The 2,964-nt window shown below is 39.8% G+C and carries 3 protein-coding genes and 1 pseudogene; all 4 read left to right on the top strand.

Going from position 1 to position 2,964, the window contains the following annotated elements:
• Positions 1 to 222, top strand: a pseudogene (locus tag H6S82_RS27025) (hypothetical protein); the annotation flags it as partial.
• 76 nt (positions 223 to 298) lie between these two features.
• Positions 299 to 520 carry a hypothetical protein gene (locus H6S82_RS27020; protein ID WP_190461581.1) on the top strand — a complete coding sequence of 74 codons (222 nt, stop codon included), beginning with the start codon at positions 299 to 301 and terminating at the stop codon, positions 518 to 520.
• 92 nt (positions 521 to 612) lie between these two features.
• Positions 613 to 2,154 carry a hypothetical protein gene (locus H6S82_RS27015; RefSeq protein ID WP_190461583.1) on the top strand — a complete coding sequence of 514 codons (1,542 nt, stop codon included), beginning with the start codon at positions 613 to 615 and terminating at the stop codon, positions 2,152 to 2,154.
• A gap of 24 nt (positions 2,155 to 2,178) precedes the next feature.
• The gene (locus H6S82_RS27010) at positions 2,179 to 2,943 is read left to right on the top strand and encodes a hypothetical protein (RefSeq protein WP_190461585.1); all 765 of its coding nucleotides are present in this window, start codon (positions 2,179 to 2,181) and stop codon (positions 2,941 to 2,943) included.
• The last annotated feature ends 21 nt before the right edge of the window (positions 2,944 to 2,964 follow it).

Below are 2,964 nucleotides of genomic sequence, written 5' to 3'. Positions count from 1 at the left end.
AAAACAATCCTACGGGAGGACGTTATGAGGGAATCTGTGATTTATCAAGAAATTTTGCAAACTGGATTACAACGGGGTATTCAGCAAGGTATTCAGCAAGCTACAGAGCAATTTGCGCGTACTTTGCTGCAAAGAAATATGCCTGTAGAGGAAGTAGCTAGTTTGACGGGACTGACAATTGAACAGGTACAAAGTCTACACAATACTGTGGATAATCAATGAATTATAACGTGACCGGGTTAAACCCGGTCACACCAAATAACCAACTAACTAAAACTGGATCCTACGGGAGGACGTTATGAGGGAATCAGTGATTTATCAAGAAATTTTGCAAACTGGATTGCAACGGGGTATTCAGCAAGGTATTCAGCAAGGTATTCAGCAAGGTATTCAGCAAGCTAAAGAACAATTTGCGCGTACTTTGCTGCAAAGAAATATGCCTGTAGAGGAAGTGGCAAGGTTAACGGGACTGACAATTGAACAGGTACAAAGTCTACAGGATTCTGTGGATAATAACTGAATTATCCGATCGAATCTCAATCCTCGCTTTCAAGTTCCTGCTGGGAGCGAGAACAAAATCACAGTTCATCCTCAGAATCTTAAGGTTTTGTCATGCCACCAATCCCGTCTTATTTAATTTTTCTGACTGTCGTACTCGTTGTTTTGCCATCAGTAATTGCTATTTTATTGCGTTTAGCTTTGCATCAACATTTGGTGCAGCAAGTGACTAAGGTGAAAATGCTCGTCAACGGTAACACGAGTATCAAAGAACCTCGGATTGTGGAAAACCTTAAATCGAGATTTAAAGAAGCGAGTAGTAATTTAGAACAAGTCAATACAGCAGCATTAATAGATCAAGTTTACAGCCAAGAGAAAGTGGCGGGGATTTCCAGCGAACAAATCGACTACTTTTGTCGTATTCTCCCAAATTTATTGCTAGCATTTGGATTGCTGGGGACTTTTCTAGGGATTACAATTAATTTAACTGCATTGAGTCAGACGATCGCGCAACCCGACGCCAGCAATGTTAGCAGTTTAGTGCAGAAATTGCAAGAACCTTTACAAGGTATGGGGATTGCCTTCACCACTAGCTTAACGGGAATATTTTTTAGCGCTTTATTAACAGTAATTAATTTAATATTCAATACTAACTTAGCTAAGTATCAGCTTATTTGTTCTCTGGAAGATTATCTCGATAACGTTTATCATCCCACACTACAGGGTCAAACTCGCCTAGATAAAATAGTCAAAGGTATGGCAGATTCGTTTGACCACTTCTTAACTAAATTTGGACAAACTGTGCGAGAAGCAGTCGAAAGTTCTCTCAAAGCTAAACTGCAAGAAATTTTTGATGCTAATATTGAAGCTACCAAGTTAGCCAAAGAAGTATACACCAGATTAGCCGAATCTTCTGGTACGATATCCAGCGGTGCAAATCAATTTAAAATATCCGCTAATGAGTTGGGGAATGCTGTAGCGGCGATGATGACAACAGCCGAGCGATTTAATCAGGTAGCCGAAACTTTTGAGCATAGCCAATTTCCGCACAGATTAGCAGACGCAACAGCAGATTTGGCTAGCACGCAAGCCGACTTTTCCCAGTCTGCTTCTATTTTAGCAGAATCGGTTCAATCAATTAAAAAAGCGCTGAGCGAACTGCGACGTTCCAGTCAACAATTATTGAATTTGCAAGAAGAAGTCAGCAATATTAATCAAACATCAGTGCAATTTTTAGAGTTGCATCAAAACCATCAAAAAGCTCTCGATGAGATTGTTGTCCAACTCCAGCAAGGATTGCCAAATTTTCAGTCTGTTGCTGAATTACAGCAGAAAATTATCTCTAAATCGGATAATTTGGATAAAGTACAAGTTGAATTGGCAAACTTGGTAGAGACGCTGAGGGAATATACGGAGGGTGTTACTTTGGGAATTCAATCTGTGAGCGATCGCATTTCCGAAACCATCAATAACCAATCCGAAAATACCAGTTCACAAATTAAAAGTGTCATCGAAAATATTCAGCAAGGGATCGGCCATCTCAACGACACCAAATATGAACTTTACAGATTGAGACAAACCTTGGAAAAGCGTTCGCCTAAAGATATAGATGAAGCCAAATTAGATGAAATAGTTGATAAATTAAACAAGATATAAACTTTTTGATTGGGAGTTGCGATCGTGCGTCGTCGGTCACGCCATCTTGATGATAACGAAGACCTCAACATCTGGCCAGCTTTCACAGATTTGATGTCTAACGCCTTTATGATTTTGAGTTTATTCTTGTTACTAGCAATAGTAAAAGCATCCATATTACAGTCTACCTCAGAAGAGATAAATGACAAGCTGCGTCAAAGTGAATATAAAGTGGGAGACTTAGAAAAACAGCTAGCTAATTTGCAGCAGCAATTGCAGCAAAAAACAAATCAAGTTACTAACCTTGAAGGACAAGTAGAAAGACTGAAATCGCCGCCTATCATTGTAATTAAAGACTCCGGAGAATATAAATTTGCAGTTGGTAAAGCCGACTTACCAACCGGACTGCGTAGCAAAATCGAAAATGATTTCGTCAATCAAATCGAACGCTACGCAACAGAATACCAAGGCTATATCGTAGAAGTAATCGGTCATACTGACGGTCAAAAAAATAGTAATAGATATAGCAGTTTAGATGATAAAATAGCAGAAATAGCCAATGGCGAAAATGCCAGTGCAATTCAACTAGGATCGAATGCAGATTTGGGGTTGATGCGAGCATTAGCAGTCGTTCAGGTACTGCGGGATATGCAGAAAAAAGGTCGCTTAAAAGGATTAGAGTTTCGCGCCTATTCCGCCGCACAATTAGTTTTGCCAAAAGGTTACATTCCTCAGAACAATGGCAATACTGATGAACCTGCGCGGCGGCGAATTGAAATTCGTTTCACTCCTCCTGGTGTGGAGAGATAAAACAGGTATTTTAAGGTACGT

Origin of the sequence: Planktothrix sp. FACHB-1355, from assembly GCF_014748295.1 — a bacterium.
Taxonomy (GTDB): domain Bacteria; phylum Cyanobacteriota; class Cyanobacteriia; order Cyanobacteriales; family Aerosakkonemataceae; genus Aerosakkonema; species Aerosakkonema funiforme_A.
The sequence above is the reverse complement of the archived record's forward strand: the minus strand, read 5'-3'. Positions and strand labels throughout refer to the sequence as shown.

Coding starts and splice junctions, on each gene's coding strand:
- H6S82_RS27020 (WP_190461581.1), top strand. CDS start 299: ATGAGGGAATCAGTGATTTATCAAGAAATTTTGCAAACTGGATTGCAA.
- H6S82_RS27015 (WP_190461583.1), top strand. CDS start 613: ATGCCACCAATCCCGTCTTATTTAATTTTTCTGACTGTCGTACTCGTT.